General features: G+C 68.8%; 13 protein-coding genes and 1 pseudogene. 10 read left to right on the top strand and 4 right to left on the bottom strand.

All coding sequences use genetic code 11. The features are described 5' to 3' along the window. Positions 1-2: 2 nt before the first annotated feature. Both RV986_RS12085 and RV986_RS12080 read right to left on the bottom strand, forming a co-directional pair. Positions 3-6962, bottom strand: a complete 6960-nt coding sequence (locus RV986_RS12085; protein WP_475917389.1) for an RHS repeat-associated core domain-containing protein — start codon at positions 6960-6962, stop codon at positions 3-5. A 605-nt stretch (positions 6963-7567) separates the two neighbouring features. After that, positions 7568-7963 (bottom strand): hypothetical protein, encoded by a 396-nt coding sequence (locus RV986_RS12080; RefSeq protein ID WP_475917388.1) that lies wholly within the window; start codon positions 7961-7963, stop codon positions 7568-7570. A 222-nt stretch (positions 7964-8185) separates the two neighbouring features. Between RV986_RS12080 and RV986_RS12075 the strand changes: the two genes are divergently transcribed. The 3 genes from RV986_RS12075 to RV986_RS12065 all read left to right on the top strand — a co-directional run bounded on the left by RV986_RS12075 (position 8186) and on the right by RV986_RS12065 (position 17446). Then, positions 8186-11527, top strand: coding sequence for a hypothetical protein (locus RV986_RS12075; protein ID WP_475917387.1), 3342 nt, complete (start codon positions 8186-8188; stop codon positions 11525-11527). 500 nt (positions 11528-12027) lie between these two features. Further along, entirely contained in the window at positions 12028-14874 is a 2847-nt protein-coding gene (locus tag RV986_RS12070) for a SpoIIE family protein phosphatase (RefSeq protein ID WP_475917386.1), read from the top strand. Between the two features lie 127 nt (positions 14875-15001). After that, positions 15002-17446 carry a helicase-associated domain-containing protein gene (locus RV986_RS12065; RefSeq protein ID WP_475917385.1) on the top strand — a complete coding sequence of 815 codons (2445 nt, stop codon included), beginning with the start codon at positions 15002-15004 and terminating at the stop codon, positions 17444-17446. Positions 17447-17500: 54 nt separating this feature from the next. On the opposite strand, the gene RV986_RS12060 is transcribed toward RV986_RS12065, so the two are convergent. Beyond that, positions 17501-17923, bottom strand: a complete 423-nt coding sequence (locus RV986_RS12060) for a hypothetical protein (protein ID WP_475924258.1) — start codon at positions 17921-17923, stop codon at positions 17501-17503. A gap of 246 nt (positions 17924-18169) precedes the next feature. Next, positions 18170-19330 carry an NAD-dependent formate dehydrogenase gene (locus RV986_RS12055; protein WP_475917384.1) on the bottom strand — a complete coding sequence of 387 codons (1161 nt, stop codon included), beginning with the start codon at positions 19328-19330 and terminating at the stop codon, positions 18170-18172. 506 nt (positions 19331-19836) lie between these two features. On the opposite strand from RV986_RS12055, the gene RV986_RS12050 reads away from it, so the two are divergent. The 7 genes and pseudogenes from RV986_RS12050 (at position 19837) to RV986_RS12020 (ending at position 25487) form a co-directional block, all read left to right on the top strand. Continuing rightward, a complete protein-coding gene (locus RV986_RS12050) occupies positions 19837-20115 on the top strand; it encodes an FmdB family zinc ribbon protein (RefSeq protein WP_475917383.1) in 279 nt (92 codons plus the stop codon). 189 nt (positions 20116-20304) lie between these two features. After that, on the top strand, positions 20305-20946 hold the full coding sequence (locus RV986_RS12045) for an AmiS/UreI family transporter (protein WP_475917382.1): 642 nt from the start codon (positions 20305-20307) through the stop codon (positions 20944-20946). 38 nt (positions 20947-20984) lie between these two features. Continuing rightward, a complete protein-coding gene (fmdA, locus tag RV986_RS12040) occupies positions 20985-22235 on the top strand; it encodes a formamidase (RefSeq protein ID WP_475917381.1) in 1251 nt (416 codons plus the stop codon). Between the two features lie 129 nt (positions 22236-22364). Then, a complete protein-coding gene (locus RV986_RS12035; protein ID WP_475917380.1) occupies positions 22365-23906 on the top strand; it encodes a PAS domain-containing protein in 1542 nt (513 codons plus the stop codon). After that, positions 23858-23998 (top strand): annotated as a pseudogene (locus tag RV986_RS12030) (AraC family transcriptional regulator ligand-binding domain-containing protein); the annotation flags it as partial. The gene RV986_RS12035 and the pseudogene RV986_RS12030, both read left to right, overlap by 49 nt. 189 nt (positions 23999-24187) lie before the next feature. Continuing rightward, positions 24188-24448: a helix-turn-helix transcriptional regulator gene (locus tag RV986_RS12025; protein WP_475924257.1), complete on the top strand. Its 261-nt coding sequence runs from the start codon at positions 24188-24190 to the stop codon at positions 24446-24448. Positions 24449-24581: 133 nt separating this feature from the next. Further along, positions 24582-25487, top strand: coding sequence for a TIGR03620 family F420-dependent LLM class oxidoreductase (locus RV986_RS12020; protein ID WP_475917379.1), 906 nt, complete (start codon positions 24582-24584; stop codon positions 25485-25487). Positions 25488-25715 lie beyond the last annotated feature (228 nt).

Below are 25715 nucleotides of genomic sequence, written 5' to 3'. Positions count from 1 at the left end.
TCCTAGTTTGGACCAATGATTGGGAATCCCGTTTTGTACAGCCCATTTGGACTCGGGATGATGGTAGCTGCCCGTGCTTGGACGATACTCCCATCCGGCATAATCACCTGCCCCAGTCCGTCCGGAATGCGCACCGACCTGGGCCCGGCTCCTTCGACATGGAGTCCCTTCAAGAACTCTGCCGCGGCATCATTGTCCAGCCACTGACCTTGCTGATTATTGGTGCTACGAGCGCGATCGGTCAGAGCCTTCGTGTTCTTCGCTCCGGCGCCATGAGTCTTGAATGTATGACCCCACGTTTTAACGCTGTTGGAGGCCCAGTTCACACATCCGTTGCTGTTGTGAACGAGTACCGGCGTAGCCCCCGCCAGCACATAGTACGTGTGGAGGGTACCGACGGTGAGGTCGTACGTGATGCTGTGCTGATGGAAGTTGCGCACCCCGCGGATGACGACCGTCGTGCCGTCCGGCTGGCGGAGCTTGGTGCCGGGGGTGAGGTCGTGGGCGTCGGTCCAGCGGTGGTGGGTGGCGTCCCAGAAGGGGTGGTGCCAGGTGGTGGTGAGGGTCTGCTTGGTGGGGGCGTGAGTCTGTGTGTGCGGCGGGCCGCGGGTCGGGGCCGTGTTCAGGGTGAGGGTGGTGAAGTCTTTGTCCGTCGTGGTGACGATGACGTTCTGGACTTTCTCCGGGGCGGTGACCCCGGTCTGTGGGTCTGTCGCCAGGACGGTGTCGCCGACCTTGACGTTGCTGATCGGTTTGGAGGAGCCGTCGGCCAGGCGGACCGCGGTGCTGGGTAGGAAGCTGTGTGTCGCGCAGCCTGCGGCGTCCTCGGCTGCGCCGGCTCCGGCGCTTTCCGCCTTGCGGGCGTCTTCGACGGCGCGTTCTGTCTTCAGGGCGTCTTCGGCGAGTTTGGAGACTTCCTCGGCGTCTTTGACCGCGGTGAGGGCGCGGTCCAGGGAACGCCAGACCTTGAAGGCTTCGACGCCGACCTTGATGGCTTTGAATATCTTGCCCCAGGGGACGGCTGTCAGGGCTGTGTTGATGCAGCCCATGACGTTGCCCTTGGTGAAGCAGTTCCAGGCGTCGGTGAGGCCGATGACGTCCGCGACCAGGTTGAGCAGGCGGTGCTGGAGGCCGGAGGCCTGTTTCTTCGCGGCGGCGGCGGACGCGTCCGCGGTGGCCTTGGCCCGTTGCATGGCGCGGGTTTCGGCCTGGGGGTCGTACGTCTGCTTGCTGACGTTGCCGCCGCTGTAGCCAATGCTGTGGCCGTCGGAGCACTTGCCGTGGTGGCAGGTGGAGCTGTTCCTGCCGCCGGGGTCGACGGGGCCGTCCTGGATGTATCGGACGGGGTTGTCCTTGCTGGTGCCGGTGCCGCCGATGGGGTAGCCGATGCCGCACAGGTCGGCGGGGCACAGGCCCGACGGATCGGACTCGGTGACCGGGGAGTCGCCGGCGTAGTCGTAGGCGTTCCAGGTCTGCGGGGCGCCGGTGTCCAGCAGGGGGTCGGGGCTGAGGAAGCGGCCGATGGTCGGGTCGTACTCGCGGGCGCCCAGGTTGGTCAGGCCCGTGTTGTCGTCCTGGGTGCCGCCGACGTACCCCTGTTGCCCGATCCAGGTTCCGGACTGGTCGCGTACTTCGCCGAAGGGTTTGTACTGGCGGCGGGTGACCTGCTGGGTCTGGGAGTCGATGGCCAGGGTGCCGGTGCCCTGGCGGTCGGGGATCAGGTAGGTGAAGTGGCCGTCGGAGGAGTGGGTTGCCACGGTCTGGCCGGCGATGGAGATGTAGCGGACGCCGTCGGCGCTCGCGGCACCCTTCTTGAGGGTGATCTCCTCGTCGCCCGTGTAGAGGGTGGTGGTGTCGGGGCTGTGCCGGATCAGCAGGCTGCCGCTCGCGTCGTAGAGGTACGTCGTGTCGCCGCTGGAGCCCGTGGAGGACAGTTCGGACAGTTGGCCCTCGTCGTTGTAGATGAGGCTGTCGGTGCCCGCGCGGGTGGTACGTGTGATGGCGTTGCCGTCGTCGTCGTACGTGTAGCTGTTGGTGGTGTTGGAGGCCGAGTCGCCCGGTGTCACCTTGTCGACCTTGTCCACGGCGTGGGCCGGGTGGCCCTTGCCTACCGTGGTGAAGGGGGCGTAGCTGGACGTGGCGTCGTGGGAGGTGTCGCCGGTGGGGTCGTGGTCGACCTGGGTCTCACGGGCACCCGTGGCGTCGTAGGTCCACGTCTGCCAGTACGGGGAGGGGCCGCCCACGGTGGTGGAGGCGCCGGGTGCGGGGGTGGCCGTGCAGTCGTCGGTGGCCGTCCACGCGCCCTGCAGACGCTGCGCCCAGTCGTAGGTGAAGCACTGGGCGTCGGTCGCGCCGGTCTCCAGCTTGTCGGTGATCTTCGTGACGTTGCCGGACGGCTGGTAGGCGTAGCTGGTCTTGTCGGCGATCGCGGCGCCGGACTGGGTGATGGTGGAGGAGCTGGTCAGCCGGTGGGTCTGGTCGTCGTAGTTCAGCGTTTGCTGGGCGAAGTTGCCCAAGGTGCCGTAGGTGAGCTGGTACGGCTCGTCGAACTCCGTGTAGCTGAGTTTGTCGACGTAGTCCCAGCTGTTCGTGGTACCGCCGACAGAAGTGGGGCGGCCGTAGGCGTCGTAGTTGTAGGAGACGGTCTCCTGCGGCAGCTTGACGGCCGTCGGGTCCTGGTCGGTGTAACTCCTCAACGTTCCGGTGAGGTTGTACGTGTTCTGGTGGATGTAGTTGCCGGCCAGGGCGCCTTCGGCGGCGGGGACCACGAGTTGGGTGGCCTGTACCCAGCCGTGACTGTCGTAGCCGAGGACCTTGTCGGTGTACGCGGAGCCGCTGGTGCCGCCCACGTAGCGGATGGACGCGGTGGGCTTGCCCTTCTTCAGCGTGTCGTACGTCCAGGCGGCCAGCTCGTTCGTCGTCGACTGCGCGGCGCCGCCCGTGGTGTCGTACTCGGCCTTCTTGCGGCCCAGTTCGTCGTACGTGTAGCTGATGGTCTTGCCGCGGGCGTCGGTCGTGGTCAGCAGCTGGCCGGCGTTGTCGTACGTGGAGCTGGAGGAGCCGGTGTCGGGGTCTGTCTGGGAGGTGCGGCGGCCGAGGAGGTCGTAGTCGCTGGACCAGGTGTGGCCCTGCCCGTCGTCCTGACCCGTCTGGTGGCCCTCCTCGTCGTAGGAGTAGGTGACGGTGTCGGCGGCACCGGTGGCTGTGGTGCCGTGGTAGCGCAGCAGCTTGACCAGATGGTCGCGGGCGTCGGTGTACGTGGTGGTGGGCGTGGCACCGAAAGGCGTGGTCCCGGCGGACGGGGTGACATCGACACGGTCGGCGCCCGGGTAGGCGGTGGTGGTACGCCAGGTCTCGGACGCGAAGTGGTAGGCGATCGAGGTGGTCACCCGTCCTGCGCCGTCGTAGACCGTGGCGGTCTGGGACGGCGTTTTGTTGTCGGGCGCGTCGACCGGCGTGCCGGTCGGGGCGCCGTCGTTGTAGTACGCGTCGGAGGAGCTGACCGCCCAGCCGTGCGAGTCGTAGACGGTGTCGGTGATCGTACGGCCGCCGTCGACGGTCGCCGTCTGCGTCTCACGCGGGCGCAGCATCGCGTCGTAGATCGAGATGGAGGTGCGGTAGGCGTTGTCGTCGGTGAGGGTCTGGGTGGTGACCGTGGACGGCACCGACGGCGAGAGGTTGTAGCTGTACTTGATGTTCGGGTTGTTGTCGGTCGGGAAGCCCGGGCTCCACACCGCGGTCAGGCGGCCCAGCGGATCGTAGGTGCTGGTGGTGGAGTAGCCGGCCGCGTCCGTGGTCTTCAGGTCCAGGCCGCGGGCCGGGTCCAGTGTGGTCGTGGTGGTGAAGCCGGCGGTCTGGCCGGTGACCTTCGGCTGGGTGACCTTGATGGAGGTCGGGGAGATGCCGGTCGCCGGGGTGTAGGCGGTGCTCGTGACACGGCCGTCGGCGTCGGTCTCGGTGAGTTCACGGCCGTAGGAGTCGTAGGTGTTCTTCAGGGCCGTGATGTAGTGCGGGGTGCCGTCGGCCGCCACCGAGTCGGCCTTCTGCACCATCGTCACATCGCCCTTGGTGGGCGTCGCGGTGTTGTCCGTGGAACCGTCGAAGAACGTCAGGTCGTCGCTGAGGAGGTCGTGCGGATACTTCGGAGTGGCGGAGCAGGAGACGGCGACTTCCTGGACCCGGCGCGGGATCGGCAGCAGGTTGCCGGCGGTGTCCGTCGCGTACCAGGTGCGGGTGCACTTGTCGTCGGTCGACGTCGTGGTGTCGCCCTGGTCGTCCACGGTCTTGGGAAGACCGGTGGCGTCGTCGATCGTGTAGTCGATCTCGGTCGTGCGTTTGGTGCCGTCCGCCTTGGTGGTGACGGTGCGCGCCCGCTGGATGTTGGTACGACGCGCGATCAGCGGATCCAGGCCCGCCTTCGCACGGGACTGGGTGGCCGTCGCCGCGGAACTCCAGGGGTCGGTGACGCCGTCCGAGAGGAGTGCGCCGCCGTCGCCGTTGAAGGTCTGGGCTTCGAAGGTCTGGCCGGCCAGCCAGTCGGAGTCCTTCTGCGGGTCGTCGTTGGCCGTGTCGTTCAGGGTGACGCTGCGGGTGCTGGTGGAGGTCTTGTCGCCGTCCATGCCACGGAAGAACGTCACCCGGGACAGCGTGATCTTCTCCGGGGCCGTGCCGGTGCGGGTCTCGACCGTGCCGTAGCCGCGCCACTGGTTCCAGGTGCGGTACGTGGCCTGGCTCAGCGGGTCGTCGTTGTAGTGCCAGGCGGGATCGCCGACGTACTTGTATGAGGTCTGGACGGGGAGCCCGTGGGCCGTGGGGTCCTGTGTCGTCACGGAGTTGACGAGGAACTTGTTGAACCAGTCGAGCTGGGGGGATGTCTGGCCCGGTGGTGTCCAGTACTGCGGATAGCAGCGGTAGGTGTTGTTGTCCTGGCTGGAGGGCAGCACCGGGGTGCCCGTGCGGTGGCATTGGGGGCTGGTGTAGTTGACGGTGATCACTTCGCCGGACTCGGTGGTGACCGTGGTCATCCGGTAGCGGGTGATCGGCTGGTAGCCGTCGAGGCCGTCCACGCGGTTGGCGAGCGCCTGGCCGGCGAACTTCACCGGCGGCAGGTCCAGGGTGCCGCCGTCCTTGCCGGTGTGCACGATCTGGCTCAGCCACAGCGACGGAGTGGTGGTGTCCCCGGTCGACGGAAAGGTGTGGGTCAGCGTCCAGGCGTCCACGTCCTGGTAGGCGGTGCCGACCAGGGACTGGGTGCGGATGCCCGTCAGGCGCTTGGTGGTGAAGAAGGCCGGGCCGTGGTTGTTGCAGGTGCCGGTGGAGGCGCACGTCTGGTCGACGGGAACGTCCGGCCAGTGCGAGGCGTTGGCGGACGTCATCTTGGACGACGCGCAGTCGAAGCTGGAGTTGGCCAGACAGCGCTCGGAGGCGTCGAAGAACACCTGGGCGGCGGCCGGAGCGGTGCTGTCGTAGACCTTCCCCGCCAGCTGCCCGTACTGGATCTTGGAGAGGTAGCCGCCGCGAGCGTACGTGGTCGGGGTGGTGGCGTTGTCCCGGCCGTAGTAACCGGTCTCGGGCGTGTACCAGTAGCTGATGGCATTGCCGTGCGGGTCGACGGTGTAGTCGAGGTTCCACCGGTAGCCCTGCTGGCACCAGGAGTCCGCGAAGGCGGCCGCGTGGCACGGCTCGCCGGCGTCGTTGCCGTAAACGGGCGTGGTGAACACCGAGTTGGTGGTCGCGTTACCCGTCGCCCAGCCGGGCAGCCGGTTCCTGCCGAAGTAGTACTGCGTGCCGTCGGCGGTGGTGACGACGAAGTACTCGTTGTCGTTGTCGCCGTTGACCGTGTCGGTCTTGAACTCGATCTTCTCGCCGCTGTCGCCCTGCGGATGCCAGGCGCCCGACTTGTCGTCGTGGACGAGCGTGTTGGACGAGCCGTTCAGCGACAGAGTGAGCGAGTCGACCGCGTCCGACCAGCACTCGTCCGAGGTCTTGGGGGAGCCGTTCGCCGCGTCGTCGGAACAGGACGCGTAACTGCGCTCGACGAAGCCGGGCGAGTAGTCCCAGCCGTCGCCGATCCAGGAGGACTGCGCGTTCGTCGAGGAGGTGCGTCCGTCGACGCTCTGCGAGCTGTAGTCGAGGGACACGCTCGGGGCCAGGCTGCCGGGAACGTCGGGCACCGAGACGGGGTAGGAGTAGCTGAAGGCGCCGGTCGAACCACCGGCCGACCACTGGCCGGACGGAGCCAGGGAGGTCGCCGCGTAGCTGCCGCCACCGCCCGAGGCGGCCGCCTCCGCCGCGAGCACCATCGGCTGCGCCGTGGTGGAGGCGGGCAGCGCGACCTCGGCCGAGACCGTCTGCGTCTTGGCGTCGTTGGTCGAGGTCAGCGGGGTCTGCTTGCGGCAGGCGGCGACGTGCGGGGTGGTCAGGGCACAGGCCGGCAGTTGGACGAGGCGCAGCCGGCCCGCCCAGTCGCCGCCGTAGGCGTCCTTGAACGCCGCGTAGTCCAGGCCCACTTGGGCGGTGCCACCCGAAGTGCCGCTGTCCGGCCGCACGGTGAGAACAACGCCGTGCAGAGCGAGCTTCTGCGCGGCCGTCTGCCCCGGCAGCGACACGTGCACGCGGGTCCCCGCGCCCGCCCGATGCGCTCCCTTCGCCGCCGCAACCGTCACCGGGACACCGTCAGCCCGCTTGGCAGCGGCCCCACGGGCGGGAACCGCCACGTCGGCCGCCCCCTTGGTGGGCCAGGTCTTGTGCGCCTGGGCGGCGCTCCAGCGCGCCATCTGCGGCACCTTCGCCGCCTTGCCCTTGACCGGCGACACGGGCACCGGTTTTTCCTTCTTCGCCTTGACGAGGTAATCCGGCCGGCGTGCGACGGCGACCGCGTCCGCAGGCGTGAGGAACGCTACGAGCAGGCCGAGCGCGGCGATTGCGACGATCCATAACGCGGGCGCTCTGCGTATCCGCATGGTCTTTCCATAAATCCGCCAACGCGAATTACGACGCACTCCGGACCCCCCATTCCAGCACGGCTGTCAGGGAGATATTTGATCAGTTCGAGGCGGCGGTTCACAGTCTCTTCACGCGTTCAGAAGGTGTAGAGATAGCCATGTGCCGCCCTGCGTTCGACCAAATTTCGACAGCAAATGCATCAACTTCCCTGCGAATGGGTTCTCTTGCTCAAGAGCGTGCCCAACTGGTATACCTGGCAACAAAGTTGCACACATCGCCTATCTTCTCCGGAGTCCCAGAGTCTGCGACACGACGGCTTTCCGTGCGTGCTTGTTGCCTCGACGTGATTGCCGATAGCCTCATAGCGCCCATTGGCTATCTTCGCTCGGACTCAAATCGGGGGCAGATGTCCGACCGTTTCCGCCGACGTTCCATTGGCGGCTCATTCATAAAAAGCCCGCGAATACCAGGGTCGACTTCTGGCCATTGCTACGGTCAGCGCGCTTTTCCTGACTCCGGTCCCCGCTCTCACCGGCACCCAGCAGGCCGTGGCGGACTCCGGGCCGGGCTCCGTCACGGACGTCAACGCCAGTCAGCCGGCACTCACCCCGGCACCGGACGATCACACCGAGCAGCCGGAGCCGAGCGGCTCGCTGCGCGCGAGCGACGACGGCGGGTTGACGACAGCCCAGCAGACCGCGTTGGCTTCCGCCGTCAAGCAGGCCGCGTCAACAGGTGAACAGGTCCGCGTCGATGCTCTCACCAGCGAGACCGCCACTACGACGGCCAACCCTTCTGGCACCCTTACGTACGACTCCAGCCTGCTGCCCGTACGGGTACGCAAGGCCGACCGCTGGGTCCCGGTGGACGCCACCCTGACGCGCAACGCCGACGGCACCTGGAGCCCCAGGGCCGCGGCCGAGCCGCTCGTTCTCTCGGGCGGTGGTACGACACCCATCGCCACCATGACCAAGGGCACCGCGTCCCTCGCCGTCTCCTGGCCGCACGCCCTGCCCACGCCACACGCCTCCGGCGCCAGCCTGACCTACCCGGAGGTGCTGCCCGGCGTGGACCTCCGGGTCACCGCCGACACGCAGGGCGGCTGGTCGCAGGTCCTCGTCGTCAAGAACGCGAAGGCCGCAGCCAACCCCGCACTCGCCCAACTCACCTCACCACACAGGCCAAGGGCGTCACCGTCGCCGACGACGGCAACCTCGCCGCCACCACACCAGACGGCAAGGTGCTCTTCAGCGCCCCGCAACCGGCCATGTGGGACTCCAGCGGCATCGGCGCGGCGCACACCCTCCCGGAAGCAGGCCCCGCGCCCAAGGCCCGGGTGGCCCCCGTCCAGGGCCGCCTGCACGACCGGACCCTGTCCCTCGTCCCCGACGCCAAACTGCTCGGCGACGCTCACACCCAGTTCCCCGTGTTCATCGATCCGACCTGGAACCCGCACTACGCCACCGGCTCCAAGCAGCACTACGTGGAGATCCAGGGGGGCTGCCCCACGGCGAAGAACTACGACTCGACCCAGTACGGCGACCCCGGCGTCGGCTACAACAGCTGGTCCGGCTGCATCGGCCTCGAACGCGCCTACTACCAGCTCGCAGTGCCATCAGGCATCTGGGACGCGCACATCGTCTCGGCCACGGTGAACGCCAAGGAGAACTACTCCGCCAGCTGCAGCCTCTCCTCGGACGTCTACCTCTACTGGTCCGGCGCGATCAGCTCCGCAACCACCTGGAACACCAGACCGGCCCTGAGCGGCAAACTGGCCACCAAGAGCTTCGGCCCGGCCTGCACGAGCGAGCCCTCCGGCGGCTTCACGGTGACCTCCACGATCGCCAAGGGCGCCGCCGCACACTGGACGAGCTGGACCTTCGCCCTGATCAACAGCCAGAGCGGCAGCGGCGACGGCAACTACTTCAAGCGCTTCGACAACAACCCGTCCATGTCCGTCACTTACAACCACGTGCCCAACAAGCCAGGCACCCTGGCCACCAAGGTCGGCTCCACCTCGCTCGGCTGCGGCACCGCCACCCCGTACCCGATCGTCGGCAAGACCCTGGCCACCACCCCGCCCACCCTCAACGCCACCATCAGCGACACCGACAAGGACGCCCTCGCGGCCACCTACTCGTACTGGGTCGGCAGCGGTACGGCCACCACGACCACCAGCGCCACCGTCGCCAGCGGCGCCAACGCCCCCAAACAGCTTCCCTCGACGTTCATGAGCGGCCTCGCCGACGGCAGCGTGGTCAGCTGGAAGGTGACTTCCACGGACGGCGAGGACACCTCCGCCACCTCGGCCACCTGCCACTTCACCGTCGACCTGCACAGCCCCGCCCAGCCGACCGTCAAGACCGCGGACAACCTGTACCCAGAGGACTCCACGGGCATCACCGCCGCCGGCACACCGGGCAAGTTCACCCTCTCCGTGAACCCTGGCACCAACGGCAACAACGCCGCCAAGTTCCTCTACGGCCTGGACGGCGCCCCGCCCACACCCAACACCCCGAACTCGCAGACCCAGCAAGCCAAGAACAACACCGCTGACATCACCGTGACGCCGGCGGCACCCGGCACCCACACCCTCTACGTCTACGCCGTCGACTCCGCCGGCAACGTCTCCTCCCAGCAGCAGTACGCGTTCACCGCGATCGGGCACGCCACGAAGTCCTACGCGAGCCTGCAGGCGGCCTTCAACAACACCGCCACCACCGACGACAGCAACCACACCACCGCCGACGCCGACGGAGTGGGCGGCTCCCTCTCCCTGCAGGACCTCAAGGCGGCCGGCTGGCAGCCCGGGGGCAAGATCACCGTGGACGGCGCCACCTTCACCCTGCCCAACTTCGGCGTCGGCACCGGCGACAACGTGCTGGCCGCCAACCAGACCATCCAGATGAACGGCACCAGCGGCCGGGCCCTCGTCTTCCTCGGCTACTCCACCTACGGGTCCGTCGGCTCCCGGCACCAGGACGGCGACACCACCAACCCCGTCGTCCCCGACAACACCAACACTTCCGCCACCAACTGCAGCCTGGGCAACGGCACCTACGAAGACTGCGTCACGCCGAAGGGATCCATCACCTACGGAGACGGCACCTCACAGCCCTACTACCTGACCATGCCCGACTGGGTGGACGGCCCCGACACCCTGGCCGCCGTCACCCTGCCGCACCGCAACATCCCCACCGCCCAGGTGACCCACAGCACCAACATCTACGCCTTCGCGGTACCCCTGAAGGCCGGCGCCACCGTCAATTCGGTGACACTGCCCGACCTGGCCGACGCCGCGCGCAAGTACGTGCCGGGGATGCACATCATCGGCATGTCCGTCCGCGACACCACGACCGCGGCGAACGGCGCCTCCTGGACCGGAAGTTGGAGCGCACCCACCGAGGAGCGGTTCCGCTTCTCGTCCATGGGCGCCTTCAGCAACCAGACCTTCCGGATGGTCACCCAGACCAGCGCCGGTGGCGACAACGTGCGGCTGCGCCTCTCCGACGCTCTGGGCACCGACCCGCTGACGCTCGACCACGTCACCGTCGCCCGGTACAGCAGCGGCGCGACCACGACAGCCACGCCGGTCGACGTCACCTTCGGCGGAGCCAAAACGGTCGTGATCCCGGAGGGCGGCGAACTCTACAGCGACCCCATCCCCATGACGGTCGTCCAGGGCACCTCCCTCACGACCAGCATCCACCTGGTCAACCAGGTGGACTACCTGGTCATGCACACCTGGGCCTCGCCGGACACGCTGGGCTACGTCAGCCCCGTCGGCAGCGGCGACCACACCGCCGACACGGCCGGCACGGCGTTCAACGCCACGGGCTCGGCGGTGGGCCGCTTCTCCGACATCCTGACCGGAGTGGACGTCACCAACACGGACAACCGGCCGACCGTCTCCGTCATGGGCGACGGACTCGTCAACAGCAGCACCGCAGGCACCGCTGCCGGTTATCAGACCCTGCGTTACAACAACGACCTCTCCTACCGCCTGCGCGCCAACACCGACGGCATACCGGTCTACGGCGTCGTGAACTCCGGCATCGAGAGCAACTACCTCAGCACAGACCAGGGTGTCGGCGCCGGCGGCCGCTCAGCACTCACCCGCCTCGACCGCGACGTCCTGTCCCTCCCCAATGTGCGCACCGTCGTGGTCACACAAGGCTTGCAGGACATCGTCACGGGCCACGACGATGTCGACATGGACAACGCCCTAGGCCTCCTACGAGATCAACTCAAGGGCTGGGGCATCAAGGTCATCTTCACCACGCTGACCCCCTGCGACGGCTACAGCGCCTGCACGGCCGCCGTCGACCAGAACCGCATCGACACCAACACCTGGATCACCGACCAGTTCAACGTCACCGCACCCACCGTGAGCTACGTGGAGGCGGAGGCGGCCGTGGCAGTCACGGACACGGCGAGTACCGCGGACCCACAAGCACTGAAACTGGGCAACGACGCAGCCCCCGCGGACTTCGATGCCGGGGATCACGTCAACCTCACAGCGGACGCCTACAGCACCATCAGCAACGCCTTCGACCTGGCCTCACTGGGGCCGGACGCATAGAGCGCGGCGACCGGATACCCGGATACCCGGATACCCGGATACAGAGAGCGTGCCCCCGTACCGTTTCGGCTGTGCGGGGGTACGCCGTTGCTTCGGCGCGAGTCAACGGGCATCACCTTCTTTCAGGTGATGCCAGGTGATGCCGCCGGTCCGGCTGGTCCCGCCGACTCTGGGCCGGCGGGCCCGGTCCCGGGCGACCGTGGGCCGGAAGTATGCGAACGGGGTCCCGCCGCGGCAGGGCGTCCGCAGGCCGCTGAGCCCCCGCGCCCGCCCTCCCCGTCCCACCCCGCACGCCCATGCCGCCGGTATCCCCGTCGCCGTACCGGCCATCGCGGCCGGAGTGGCCGACGGGGCTGGGGAGGAGCCAGGGGAGGAGCCAGGGAAGGAGCCAGGGAAGGAGCCAGGGAAGGAGCCAGGGAAGGAGCCAGGGAAGGAACCAGAGGAAGATCATTTCTCGGGAGGCCGTGGCCGCCCGAGATCGCCAGTGCTAGAAAGGTCACATGGCGAATCGTTTCGCCGGTTTTCGACGGTTTTCCCTCAGGTCGCTGGTCAGCAGGAGCCCGCGCAGCGTAGCCGGGCAGGTGTTCGTCCTCCAGGTGGCCCTGGTAGTCCTGCTCGTGGCCTGTGGCGTGCTGGCCCTCGTCCTGCAGTCGCAGCGCGACACCACCGCCGAGGCCAAGCGCCGCTCCGTGGCCACGGCGGAGACCTTCGCGCACTCTCCCGGTGTCGTGGCGGCGCTGCGGAGTCCCGACCCGAGCAGGATTCTCCAGCCGCTCACCGAGTCGGCTCGCGTGGCCGCCGGCGTCGACTTCATCGTGGTCCTGGACACCAACGGCATCCGCTACACCCACCCCCTGCCGGGCCTGATCGGAAAGCGGTTCGTGGGCAATATCGGGCCGTCGCTGGCGGGGAAGGTCTACACGGAAAGCGTCCACGGCCCGCTCGGCCAGGAGGTACAGGCCACCGTCCCCGTCGAGAACGCCGGGGGCAAGGTGGTGGGTCTCGTCTCGGCCGGGATGAAGGTCAAGAACGTGACCAGCCAGGTGGACCGGCAACTGCCGATCATCCTGGGCGCCGGGGCCGGGGCGCTGGTGGTGGCCACCGGCGTGACGGCACTGGTCGGCAGGCGGCTGCAACGGCAGACCCGCAGCCTGGCCCCGGACGAGATGACCCGCATGTACGACCACCACGACACGGTGCTGCACTCCGTGCGCGAAGGAGTGCTCATCGTCGGCGGCGACGGGCGGCTGCTGCTGGCGAACGACGAGGCCAGACGGCTGCTGGAGCTGCCCCCGGACGCCGAGGGACGGCACGTGTCGGAGCTGCCGAGCCTCGACCCCGACACGGTGGCGCTGCTCGTCTCCGGGCGTGAGGCCACCGACGAGGTGCACTTCTCCGGAGAACGGCTGCTCGCCGTCAACCAGCGGCGCACGGGTCGCGACGGAGGCCCCAGGGGAACGGTGGTGACGCTGCGCGACACCACCGAACTGCGGGCGGTGACCGGCAGGGCGGAGATCGCAACGGAGCGGCTCAAGCTGCTGTACGACGCCGGACTCGGCGTCGGCACCACCCTGGACGTGCAGCACACCGCCGACGAGCTGGCGCGGGTCGCCGTCCCCCGCTTCGCCGACTTCGTCACCGTGGACCTGGCCGAAGGCGTGCTGCACGGCGAGGAGCCGGGCCCCACGGCAACGGACATGCGACGCACGGCCGTGTGCGGCATCCGGGACGACCATCCGCTCTACGAAAAGGGCCGGCTGATCGACTTCGTGCCGTCCACACCCCAGGCACGCGGCTACGGCAGCGGTCACTCCGAGCTGGTGACCGATCTGTCGATCGCCACGGGCTGGCACGCGCAGGACCCGGAGCGCACCAAGAGGATCATCGACTACGGCATCCACTCCCTGATCGCCGCCCCGATCCAGGCCCGCGGCGTCGTGCTGGGCATGGCCAACTTCTGGCGCTGCGAGCAGCACGGGTCCTTCGATGAGGAGGAGCTGTCGCTGGCGGAGGAGCTGGTGGCCCGTGCGGCGGTCAGCATCGACAACGCCCGCCGTTACACCCGCGAGCACGCGCTGGCGGTCACCCTCCAGCGCAGCCTGCTGCCACGGGCCGTGCCCGAGCAGAGCGCCCTCGATGTCGGCTACCGCTACCTCCCGGCCCAGTCGGGCGTGAGCGGGGACTGGTTCGATGTGATTCCGCTGCCGGGCAGCCGGGTGGCGCTGGCCGTCGGCGATGTGGTCGGCCACGGCCTTCACGCCGCCGCGACGATGGGGCGGTTGCGGACCGCGGTGCACAACTTCTCCACACTCGACCTGCCGCCCGACGAGCTGCTGTGCCATCTGGACGACCTGGTCGGCCGTATCGACCAGGACGAGGCGGGGATCGACCAGGGCGAGGCGGGTACGAAGAGTGCCGCGGGCGTCGTGGGCGCCACCTGCCTGTACGCGATCTACGACCCGGTGACGTGCCGTTGCGTCATGGCGCGTGCCGGGCACCTGGCGCCCGCGCTCGTCCACACCGACGGGACCGTCGATTTCGTGGACCTGCCGACCGGGCCTCCCCTCGGCCTCGGCGGCCTGCCGTTCCGGACCGCCGAGCTGGACCTCGCGGAGGGCGCTCAGCTCGTCCTCTACACCGACGGCCTCATCGAGGACCGCAGGCGCGACCTGGACGTGGGAATGGAGTTGCTGCGCGATGCGCTGGCGGGCCACCCCGACCGGTCGCCCGAGGAGAGCTGCCGGGCCGTGCTGGAGGAGCTGCTGCCCGAGCGCCCCAAGGACGACGTCGCCCTGCTCATCGCCCGCGCCCGGGCGCTGCCGCCGGACCGGATCGCCGACTGGGATGTGCCGCTCGACCCGGCCGCCGTCGCGGGGATGCGGGGCGCCGTGTCCCGCAGGCTCGACGAGTGGGGCCTTTCCGAGCTCGGCTTCAGCATGGAGCTCGTCCTGAGCGAACTCATCACCAACGCCATCCGCTACGGCTCCGAGCCGCTCCACGTGCGGCTGATCCGCGACCGTACGCTGATCTGCGAGGTGGCCGACGGCAGCAGCACCTCGCCGCATCTGCGGTACGCCGCGACGATGGACGAGGGAGGCCGGGGCCTGTTTCTGGTGGCGCAGATGGCTGAGCGCTGGGGCACCCGGTACACCCCCCAGGGCAAGGTGATCTGGGCCGAGCTGGCACTGCCGGAGTCCGGCGCGGCGTTCATCCCTGGACCTGGACCTGGACCTGGACCTGGACCTGGACCCGGACCCGGACCCGGACCCGGACCCGGACCCGGACCCGGACCCGGACCCGGACCCGGACCTGGACCCGGACATGCGCATGAAGGTCTTCGGTCATGAAGGTCTTCGCGCATGAAGGTCTTCGCTGTCCGAGTCGCCCCGTGTTCGCGGGATCCGCGCGAAGAGTCCCCTGGATGCGCCATCCTTGAGTCCTGTGCGGGGCAGGTTCGGGCCCGGGGACAAGATTGTGCACGTACGGCGAGGTGGCGTCATCAGCAAGTCCGGTGGATCAACGCTGGCCGTGTGGCTGCGCGGTCTCGACAACCCGTCTCTGGAGCGGGTGCTGGCGGCCCGCGCGGACGCCGTGTCCCCTCCGGAGCCGCGGTCGGCCGGCGAACTGGCGGACCGTCTTCAGCGCCCTGGGTCGATGGCACTGGCCCTGCCCGGGCTCGTGCTGCCGCAGCTGCAAGTGGCCGAGGCCCTGGCCACGTTGGCGCCCGCGCCGCGCGACGTCCTCGCGAAGCTGCTGGGCGCGACGGGTGGGGAAGGCGCCCGCGGGTTGGACACGGCGCTGGAGGCGCTGGCCGGGCAGGCGCTGGTCTGGCCGGACGGCGACGGGCTGCTGCACATGGCGGATCCGTTGCGGCAGGCCTGGGACGCGCCGCTGGGGCTGGACGCGCCGCTGGAGGTGTTGCTGGCGGGCGTCACCTCTGAAGAGCTGCGCGGCATGCTGATGGCGCTGGGTGTCAAACCGCCCGGTACGAAGGCGCAGCGGCTGGCGGCCCTGGTGGACCATCACAGCACGCACGAACGGATCGCGGCAGTGGTCGCGCAGGCGCCGCCGGCGACCCGGAGACTGCTGGAGCGCCGGGCGGACTCCGTGCCGCGGGGGCCGCGGTTCATCATGGTCGGGACCACGGAAACCGCCGCCGAACCGGGTGCGCGATGGGCATTGGAGCGGGGACTGCTGGTCCAGGACCGGCACCTGTACGGACCCGCCCGTATGCCCGCCGAGGTGGCGCTCACACTGCGCGGACCCGGCTGGCACGCGCCGTTCGAACCCCTCCCGCCCGTCGCGCCGCTGGTGTCCGTCACCCCGGCGGAAGTGGACCGGGAGGCGGCGGCCACGGCCACGGCGTTCGCCGCGCATGCCGCCTCGGTCCTGGCGACGTGCGCGGCCTCTCCGCCGGCCCGGCTGAAGGCCGGCGGAGTCGGAGCCCGTGAACTGGCCCGCATCGGCAGGTCGGCCCAGTGCGACGACGCCGTGGTACGCATCACCCTGGAGACGGCGTACGCGGCCGGGCTGCTCGCCGGGGACGGCGACCACGTCGCGGCGACCGAGGCGTACGACACCTGGGCGGAGCGAGAACCCGCGGAGCGGCTCGCGGTGCTGCTCCACACCTGGCGGACGCTTGCGCTCACCCCCTCCGCGGGCCGCGACGAGGACGGCAAGGCGCTGCCCGCGCTCGCCGGGACGCCGCCCTGCGACGGCTGCGTACAGGCTCGGCACGGGCTGCTGGCCGCCGCCGCGGGGACGGCGACGGGGCAGGGCGTGAAGAACACCGCCGATCTGGGGCCGCTGATCGACTGGTACCGTCCGTTCGCCGATCAACTGCCCCAGGACGACACGCCGTTCGCCACCGTGATCCGCGAGTCGGAACTGCTCGGCGTACTCGCCCGTGGCGCTCTGTCCCCCATCGGTGCCGCCCTGCGGACCGACGACGCGGAGGAACTGACCTCCGTCTGTCGGCGGCTGCTGCCCGCCGCCACCGGGACCGTCCACATCGGCGCCGACCTCACAGCGGTCGTCACCGGCACACCGTCCGCGCGGCTCACCGCGCTGCTGGACTCCGTCGCCGACCGGGAAGCCGGCGGTGCCGCATCGGTGTGGCGATTCAGCGCGGGCGGCATCCGCCGTGCCCTGGACACCGGCCGCACCTGCGACGAGATCGCGGCCGACCTGGCCGCCGTCGCCGTAGGGCCCCTGCCGCAACCGCTGTCGTACCTGATCTCCGACGTCGCACGTGGCCACGGACGCGTACGCATCGCGCCCGCCGCCTGCGTGATCCACAGCCAGGAGCCCGCCCTGCTGGCCGAACTCGTCGCCCACCGCAGGTTCACCCGGCTCGGCCTGCGGCAACTGGCACCTACGGTGCTGGTCAGCCGCACTTCCCTCGACAAGACCCTCGCCGCGCTCCGCGCCGAGGGCTACGCGCCCGTCGCCGAGACCGCCGACGGGACCGTACGCATCGAACAGAGCGAACGTCGTCGCGCCGCCCAGCTCCCGCCCCCGCGCCTGCCCCGCAGCACGTCCGGTCCTCGGAGCACGGGCTCCCACCCGGCGCAGGACCCGGCGGCCGTCGACCTGAGGACCCTGGCCGCCCGATTGAGGGCCGCTCCGCTCACCACCCCGGAGCCCGACCCCGGCAACGGAGTCCCTTTCGGCACTGACACCGAGGAAATCATCGCCGGGTACGTGAACCTGTCGTTCACGGATGTCCGCCTGCTCGCCCATGCGATCGACGACGGCCGGGCCGTCACCATCGATTACGTCGCCGCCTCGGGCAGCCGAACCGTACGCACCCTCAGCCGGCTCGATCTCGACGCGCCCTATCTATATGCCTGGTGCCACTTGAGGGACGACGAACGTGTCTTCACCCTCTCCCGCATCCAAGGAGTCATGCCCGCGTGAACTCCACCACTGGAATTCACCGGAAGGCGCGGACGAGAGAGCCCTGGGGGCCCGTCACAGCTTGCCGCCGATTTCACACGCCCGGCACGGCGGGCGGCCGCAGGTGCACTGCATGATCGCGGCGAGGACTTCGCGATCGTGGTAGAGGCATTCGTCCTTGCAGGTGTGACGCGGGATGAATCCGGCCGGGATCTCACCGGGCCACGGCTCGTGGCCCTCCCGGCAGCGGACAAACCGCTCCGGGTCGGTGGAGTGCAGTTCGTGCATGCTCGACCGCGCTTCGTCCTCCAGCTCCCGCACCCGCTCCACCAGGGCCTTGAGCTCAGTGGCGATGCCGGAGTACCGGTCGGCGCCAGTCCGTACGTGCGCGGCCCGCAGGGCCATCGCCGCGTTGCCCAAAAACCTGCCGGCATCCTGGAGATCGGTCACGTGATGCATCTGAATGCCGGTCACGCCCCGGACCCACACCGCGTCCATGCTCATTGATCCACCTTTCCGGAGTTCACCTTGGGATTCCTGCGGGAGATTGCGTGCGTCGCCGATACCTCCGCATGATGAAAAAATCCGTCTAAATTTGGACGCTAAGGCTCCCGTTCGCATCCGTCCAGTGAATGCGGAGTGAGTCGGCTCACAGAAGGCATGGCGATACCTGAAGCGTGGGCCATTTCCCGCTCACGTGGGGGATCTTCCAGTGATTTTCTCTCCGCGGACCGTTATCCGTTATCAGGCGACCGTGTAGGAGCGCGCTCCCGTCCCGGCCAGTCCACCACCGTCGACGATCAGGTACTCCGGGCGGATGGGGCGTCCGGCGAACCAGGACTCCAGGATCTCCCGGACGCCGGCCGCGTAGCGGGCCTGCGCGGAGAGGGTCGACCCGGACACATGAGGCGTCATCGCCTCGTACGGCATGGTGCGCCAGGGGTGGTCGGGCGGTGGCGGCTGCGGATACCAGACGTCACCGGCGTAACCGGCCAGTCGGCCGCTGTTCAGGGCCCGCACCACGGCGTCCCGGTTCACGATGAGGGCGCGTGCGGTGTTGACGATGTACGAACCACGCTTCATGGCCCCGATGAGTTCGTCGTCGAACAGGTTCTGCGTCTGCGGATGCAGGGGCGCGTGGATCGACAGCACATCGACCGAGGCGGCCAGGGAGCGGACATCGGGGTGATACGTCACGCCGAGTTCCTGCTCGACCTCCGGCGGCAGCCGGTGCGGGTCGCAGTAGTGCAGGGTGACGTCGAAGGGCCTCAGGCGGCGCAGCACGGCCTGGCCGATACGGCCGGAGCCGAGGATGCCGACGTGCATGCCCTCCAGGTCGTAGGCCCGCGCGACACTGTCGGCGATGTTCCAGCCCTTCTTGGCGGTCACCCAGTCGTGGGCGGGCATGTAGTTGTGCACCAGGGTGAGGATCTGCATGACGGCGTGCTCCGACACGCTGATGCTGTTGCTGAAGGTCACCTCGGCCACGGTCATGCCGTGGGCGATGGCGCTCGGCAGGTCGACGTGGTCCGACCCGATCCCGGCGGTGATCGCCAGCTTGAGCCGGGGAGCCCCGGTGATCCGCTCGGGGGTCAGATAGGCGGGCCAGAAGGGCTGCGAGATGACGACGTCCGCGTCGGGCAGCTCGCGGTCCAGAGCGGAGTCCGGTCCCTCCTTGTCGCTGGTGACGACATAGCGGTGGCCGCGGTCCTCCAGGAACCGGCGCAGTCCGAGTTCCCCCGAGACACTGCCGAGCAGCTCGCCCGGGGTGAAGTCGACGGCTTCCGGGCTCGGCGCGCTCTGTCCCCCCGGATAGCCGGTGATGGTGGGAATCTCGTCACGGGCGTAGGAGGGAGGGTAGCCGTCCACGGGATCTGGATAGAGTACCGAGAGAATCTTTGCCATGGCCGTTCTCCATCGAAGGGGCCCTCGCTCCGGTATACCGGGCGGGCCTTCCGTCGAGACACGAGCCAATGGGTCCGGTCTCGCTGGAGCCGGACGCTGCCGACCATCAAAAGACCTACCCAACGACGACCCTGAGGTCCAGATTTTAGTCGAGCATGCGTCGGCGCTGCAATCCCTTGGGTAATGGGCGAGGTATGCCGAGCAGTTGGACCTGCCGCTATTTCGGCGAGGCCCGCGCCGGCCATTCGGTCCCGCGCCGGCCATTCGGTCGACGGGCTGGGCGGGCCGGCCCGCCCATCCCGATTGGGGGCCGCGGCCCGGCCGCCGACCCGGTGGGCGCAGCCCTTCACCGAAGGCCGGGGCGGAGAAATCTCCCGGGGCTTGACACGTGGATCTACGAGACGTCTCCTTGAAGGAGAAGGAAATCAACGCGATGCGGCGTGCGTTCACCAGCGCGCCGCAGACGCTCGGATCGACCAGCGTCCACCGGTATCCGGAGGCTGCTGATGACGACCTATGAATACGTATGCGGCCGCTGCGGGCCTTTCGACGTGAAGTTGGCGATCGGGACGGCGCCCCGAGTCCATGGCTGCCCTGTTTGTGCGGGCACCGCGAGACGTGTGTACTCCTCGCCCGGCCTCGGGCTGACCTCGAAGGCGATCGCCACCCTCCACGAACGGGAGGAGCGGGCCCGTGAGGCCCCGGCAGTCGTCTCCGAAGTGCCGCCATCCAGAAGGGTTCCACGCCACCCGCACCCCGCGCTCCCGCGGTTGCCCCGGCCTTGAGGGAAGTGGTCGACCAGGCGGAACGTCTCAGGCGGGTTTCGACGTCTGAACACGGACGTCGTTCCCGTTCATGTGCGGGGAGTGCGGAATCACGCAACTCGGGCCGGGAGCAGGGGCGTAGCCCTCGGGAACTCATCGGCGCGGGCGCGACGGCATTCCCCCCTACGTGGACTTAGGAGGTGCGTCCCCGTGGGAAACGCGGGACTGCTCTTCGTCGGCGCGGTGCTCTACATGAATGGGATGCTGCTCCTCGGCAAGGTCGATGCCCGGTCGGGAGCGGTGTTCAACCTGTTCATAGGGGCACTGCAGGTGCTGACGCCGACCTACCTCATCTTCACTGCCGATGGTGATCCCAACAAGATCCTGGCGGCATCCGGAATCTACCTGTTCGGCTTCACCTACCTGTATGTGGGTGTGAGCCTGCTCGCAGACCTCGACAGCACTGGCGTCGGCTATTACTCGCTGTTTGTGGCAGTTGCCGCGCTGGGATACTCGTACGTCAATTTCCGGCTCTTCAAGGATTACCCGTTCGGGGTCATCTGGCTCTACTGGGCATTCTTGTGGTTCCTGTTCTTCCTGCTGCTCGGTCTCAAGATGGACCACCTCAAGACCTATACGGGCTGGGTCACGGCGATCGAGGGCTGGGTCACCGGCGTGATTCCCGCGGGGCTGCTGCTCTCCGGCTACTGGAAGCACCCGACCGAGATCGCCATCGCTCTGGGGGCCTTCGGCATCGTGGTGTTCCTGGGGCTGTGGCCGCGCACCCGGAAACCGCAGCGCGCCACCCGCGCCGCTCCGACGGCCAGGAGTCCGGGCGCTGCGCCAACCTGACGGGATCAATCTGACGGGATCAAAAAAGAGGAACTGTCATGCCCGAAATTCTCTTCACCGTGGACCACAGCAAGTCGATGCGTGAACAGACCGTTCCCGGACACAACCGGTGGCACCCGGATATTCCGACCGTCGCCATGGTGCGGCCAGGAGCGGAGTTCCGCCTGGAGTGCCGCGACTGGACCGACTGCCAGGTCGGCAACAACGACTCCGCCAACGACGTACGCGACATCGACCTGACCATTCCGCACATGCTCAGCGGCCCGATAGGCGTGGAGGGCGCCGAGCCGGGCGACCTCCTCGTCGTGGACATTCTCGACCTCGGCCCCGTTCCGCAGCAGACCGGGGACGCGGCCGGCCAGGGCTGGGGCTACACCGGCATCTTCGCCAAGGCCAACGGCGGTGGTTTCCTGACCGACTACTTCCCTGACGCCTACAAGGCGATATGGGACTTCCACGGACAGCAGGCGGTCTCCCGGCACCTTCCCGGGATCAGCTTCACCGGAATCACCCACCCCGGGCTGTTCGGGACCGCTCCGTCCACCGAGATGCTCGCCCGTTGGAACACACGGGAGCGGGCTCTGATCGACACCGACCCGAACCGGGTCCCGCCGCTGGCCGTACCGCCGGACGGCACCAACGCGCTGGCCGGCACGGCCACCGGAGACCTCGCGCGGCGCATCGGCGAGGAAGGCGCTCGCACGGTGCCGGCCCGTGAGAACGGAGGCAACCACGACATCAAGAACTTCACCCGGGGTTCGAGGGTCTTCTACCCCGTACACGTCAAGGACGCCAAGCTCTCCGGAGGCGACCTGCACTTCAGCCAGGGCGACGGAGAGATCACGTTCTGCGGCGCCATCGAGATGGGCGGCTTCATCGACTTCCACGTCGACCTGATCAAGGGCGGTATGGAGACGTACGGCATCTCCACCAACCCCGTGTTCATTCCGGGCAACGTCGAGCCGAGGTACACGGAGTTCCTGACCTTCATCGGGATCTCCGTCGACCACGACACCGACACGAACTACTACCTGGACGCGACACTGGCCTACCGCCGTGCCTGCCTCAACGCCGTCGAGTTCTTCAAGAAGTTCGGTTACAGCGGAGAGCAGGCCTATCTGCTGCTCGGCTCCGCTCCCATCGAAGGACGTATCAGCGGCATCGTCGACATCCCCAACGCCTGCTGCTCGCTGTACGTGCCCACCGCCATGTTCGACTTCGACGTCCGGCCCACCACCGCCGGACCGATGAAGGCCGACCGCGGGCAGTGCGCGGTGTCCACCGGCTGACCCGACCCCCCGCCACGGCGGCACGGATCGCGGGCAGGCGCCCATGCCCTGCGGGTGCGGGGCATGGGCGCCTGAGCCACACTGAACCAAGGCATGACCTCGTCAGGGTGCGGGTGAGGAGGACCATGCGTGGCCTTTGACCGGCTTCCGCTCGGGTGGCTCTTCTCGGGCGCCGAGGACGCGCTGCTGTCCGCCGTGGCAGACGCCCCCGGGGAGGTGGCGGAGCAGGCCCGCGAGTACGCGATCCTGCGCAACGTCCTGGACGGTACGCCCGCCGCGGTCGCTGTTCTCGACGAGCAGTTGCGCTACCGGTACGTCAACGACGCCATGGCCCGGATGAGCGGGGTGCCGCCCTCGACGTTCCACGGCCGGACCATGGCCGAAGTGCTGCCGGAGATCCATCGCTCCGAGGAAGTCCTGCGCATGGTCCTCGACGACGGGGAGCCCCGGGCGCTGTCCGTCACGGGTACGACACGGGCCAGTTCACCGTTCGCGCCCAGACAGTGGAGCGCCGTGTACCACCGGCTGGAGGACGAAGGGCGGCCTCTTGGCCTGTGCGGTATCGCGGTGGAGGTCAGCGAGCTGCGTCGGCATGTGGACGACCTGGAGAAGGCCCACCAGCGGCTGGCGCTGCTGGACACCGCGGCCACCCGGGTCGGCAGCACGCTGCGGGTCGAGGAGACCTGTGCCGAGCTGGCCGAATTCGTCGTACCGAGCCTGGCCGACAAGGCATCCGTGTGGACGCTGGACGACGAGGTCGACGACATGCCGCCGCCGGTTCCGGGCGTCGTGAGACTGCGGGTCAGGGCCTCCGCGGGAGGCTCGGACTTCGTCCGCCGTCTGCGGCTGATCGCGGGGAAGGGCGACTGGTTCGACGTTCCGCGTGACTCACCGATCCGCAAGTGCATGGACACGGGTCGCCCCTGGGTGACGAACCTCGTCACGGACGACGTGCTGCTGAAGATGGTGCACACCCAGTTCAACCTGGAGGTGATGCGCGCCGCGGGCATCCACTCCGTCGTCGTGGTGCCCCTGCCCACCAAGGGGCATCCGATCGGTGTCGTCTACCTGAACAGGGCCGGGGATTCGGCACCCTTCACCGACGAGGACGTGATCATGGCGCAGGATCTGGCCGCCCGGGCCGCCGTCGCCATCGACAACGCCCGCCGGTACACCGCCGAGCACACCATGGCCCTGGAACTGCAGCGCGCGCTGCTCTCCGAGCCCGGCAGCCCCCATCCGGACATCGAGGTGGCCTCCCGGTACCTGCCGGCGGGATACCGGGCACTCGTCGGCGGGGACTGGTGCGACTCGATCGCCCTGCCGTCGGGCCGCACCCTCCAGGTCATGGGCGATGTGATGGGCCACGGGTTCACGGCGGCCGTCGCCATGAGCCAGTACCGCTCGCTGCTGCGCACCCTGGCGGTCTCCGGTGTCCCGGTCGAGCGGATCCTGGAGGAGGCCGACCGCCGGGTGGCGAACATCGGCGTCGACCGGGTGGCCACCTGCCTGCTGGCTCGGAGGAGTCGGAGAGGTCGGAGAAGTCGGGGGAGGAGACCGACGCGTACGACCAGGCGCGAGTCGTCTTCGACCTCACGGCCTTCGACGATCCCGATCACTACCTCGCCGAGTCCGCCACCGTCGTCGCGCACCGCTTCGCGGGCTGGCTGATCCGCCGGAGGATCAACCTCACCCGGGTGGAATTCAGCCACCCGGCGCCGCCGCACGCTCTGGAGTACGACCTGCTCTACGGCGCCCCGTGCTCTTTCCTGGCCCCCCGCACCGCCCTCGTCCTCGACCGCGCGGTCCTCGATCAACCGGTGCTGCAGGACGAGGCCGGGCTGCACGAGTTCCTGCGCCGTGCTCCGGGCGATGTGCTCGCCCGCCTCGACTACGGCAGCACCGCCGCCGCTCAGGTGCGCCGACTGCTCGGGCAGTCACTGCCGGACCGGATGCCCGACCCACGGGATGTCGCGGACCGGCTGGCGGTGAGCACGCAGACCCTGCGCCGCCGGCTGGCCGCAGAGGGCACCTCCTTCCAGCAGATCCGTGACCAACTGCGGCGTGATGTGGCCATCGCGAAGTTGGCCACGGGCGCCGTCTCCATCGAAGACATCTCGCAGCAGTTGGGCTTCTCCGAACCCAGCGCCTTCCACCGCGCCTTCAAACGCTGGACCGGCTCCGCTCCCCGCTCCTACCAACCGGGCGGCTGAGCGATGTGCCGTGGAGCGAACGCCCGGGTCAACGACCTTGAGCGCCACGGTCACGGCACCCGCCCGGCCCCGGCTCGTACCGTCCCGTCATGACCGAAGCACTGATCCACGACGCCGTAAGGAGAGGTACAGCATGACAGCGGCCGAAGAAGCGGGACTGGGGCGCGTGGGGATCTGGACCGCGAGCCTCGACGCGGTACCTCCGGCGGCGGCCGGGCAGATCGCGGCCGAGCTCGAAGCCCAGGGCTGGGGCACCCTGTGGTTCGGCGAAGCCTACGGTCGGGAGGCCTTCACCCAGGCGGGGCTGCTGCTCGCCGCCACCGGGCGCATGCGGGTGGCGACCGGCATCGCCAACATCTGGGCACGCGACGCGATCGCGGCCAACGCGGCGTCCCGCACGTTGGCCGCGGCCCACGGCGGGCGCTTCGTCCTCGGGCTCGGAGTCAGCCACCGGCCACTGGTCGAGCGGGTGCGCGGGGGCAGTTACGCCAAACCGGTTGCCGCCCTGCGCGAGTACCTCACGGCGATGGCGGGAGCAACCTTCTGCGCCGCGGAGGCCGACGAACCACGCCCGCCCGTCCTGATCGCCGCCCTCGGTCCCCGGATGCTGGAGGTGACCCGCGAACTCGCGGACGGCAGCCACCCGTATCTGGTGACACCGGCACAGACGGCCGAGGTGCGGGCGGCTCTGGGGCCGGACAAGATCGTGGCCGTCGAGATGGGCGCCGTGCTCGCCTCGGACCGCGCGACCGCGCTGCGCCGGGCCCACGCCCACCTGGACATCTACACCGGTCTGCCGAACTACCGCAACAACTGGCTGCGGGGCGGCTTCGACGAAACGGACCTCGTCCGTGGCGGCTCCGACAGGCTGGCCGAAGCACTGGTCGCATGGGGCGACGAAGCGGCCGTCCTCAGCCGCGTACGCGAGCATCTGGCCGCCGGGGCCGACCATGTCTGCGTCCAGGTCCTGATGGAATCCCCCTTCGAGGTACCGACAGAGCCGTGGCGAGAGCTCGCACCCGCACTCGTAGGCGCATGACCGACGGAACTCCGTTCCAACTGCACCGGATCTTGTAGCGGCCCTGCCTCGGGGAGCAACCACCTCGACGGCGGGGGTTGACAACGATGTCGTACAGCGGCACATTCCACCGGGCGCGAACGGGGACCGGCACACCTTCACGACGGGCCCACAGGCCCGCTTCAGGACGGAGCTGTCCGTGAGAAGAAGAGCAGCGTTACGTACGGCGCGCTTCCTGCGAAGACCTGC

This window comes from Streptomyces sp. RLA012 (assembly GCF_056270325.1).
This window is presented reverse-complemented; position numbering and strand designations above follow the sequence as displayed.

Coding starts and splice junctions, on each gene's coding strand:
- RV986_RS12085 (WP_475917389.1), bottom strand. CDS start 6,962: ATGCGGATACGCAGAGCGCCCGCGTTATGGATCGTCGCAATCGCCGCG.
- RV986_RS12070 (WP_475917386.1), top strand. CDS start 12,028: ATGGCGAATCGTTTCGCCGGTTTTCGACGGTTTTCCCTCAGGTCGCTG.
- RV986_RS12060 (WP_475924258.1), bottom strand. CDS start 17,923: ATGGACGCGGTGTGGGTCCGGGGCGTGACCGGCATTCAGATGCATCAC.
- RV986_RS12055 (WP_475917384.1), bottom strand. CDS start 19,330: ATGGCAAAGATTCTCTCGGTACTCTATCCAGATCCCGTGGACGGCTAC.
- RV986_RS12050 (WP_475917383.1), top strand. CDS start 19,837: ATGACGACCTATGAATACGTATGCGGCCGCTGCGGGCCTTTCGACGTG.
- fmdA (WP_475917381.1), top strand. CDS start 20,985: ATGCCCGAAATTCTCTTCACCGTGGACCACAGCAAGTCGATGCGTGAA.
- RV986_RS12025 (WP_475924257.1), top strand. CDS start 24,188: ATGCCCGACCCACGGGATGTCGCGGACCGGCTGGCGGTGAGCACGCAG.
- RV986_RS12020 (WP_475917379.1), top strand. CDS start 24,582: ATGACAGCGGCCGAAGAAGCGGGACTGGGGCGCGTGGGGATCTGGACC.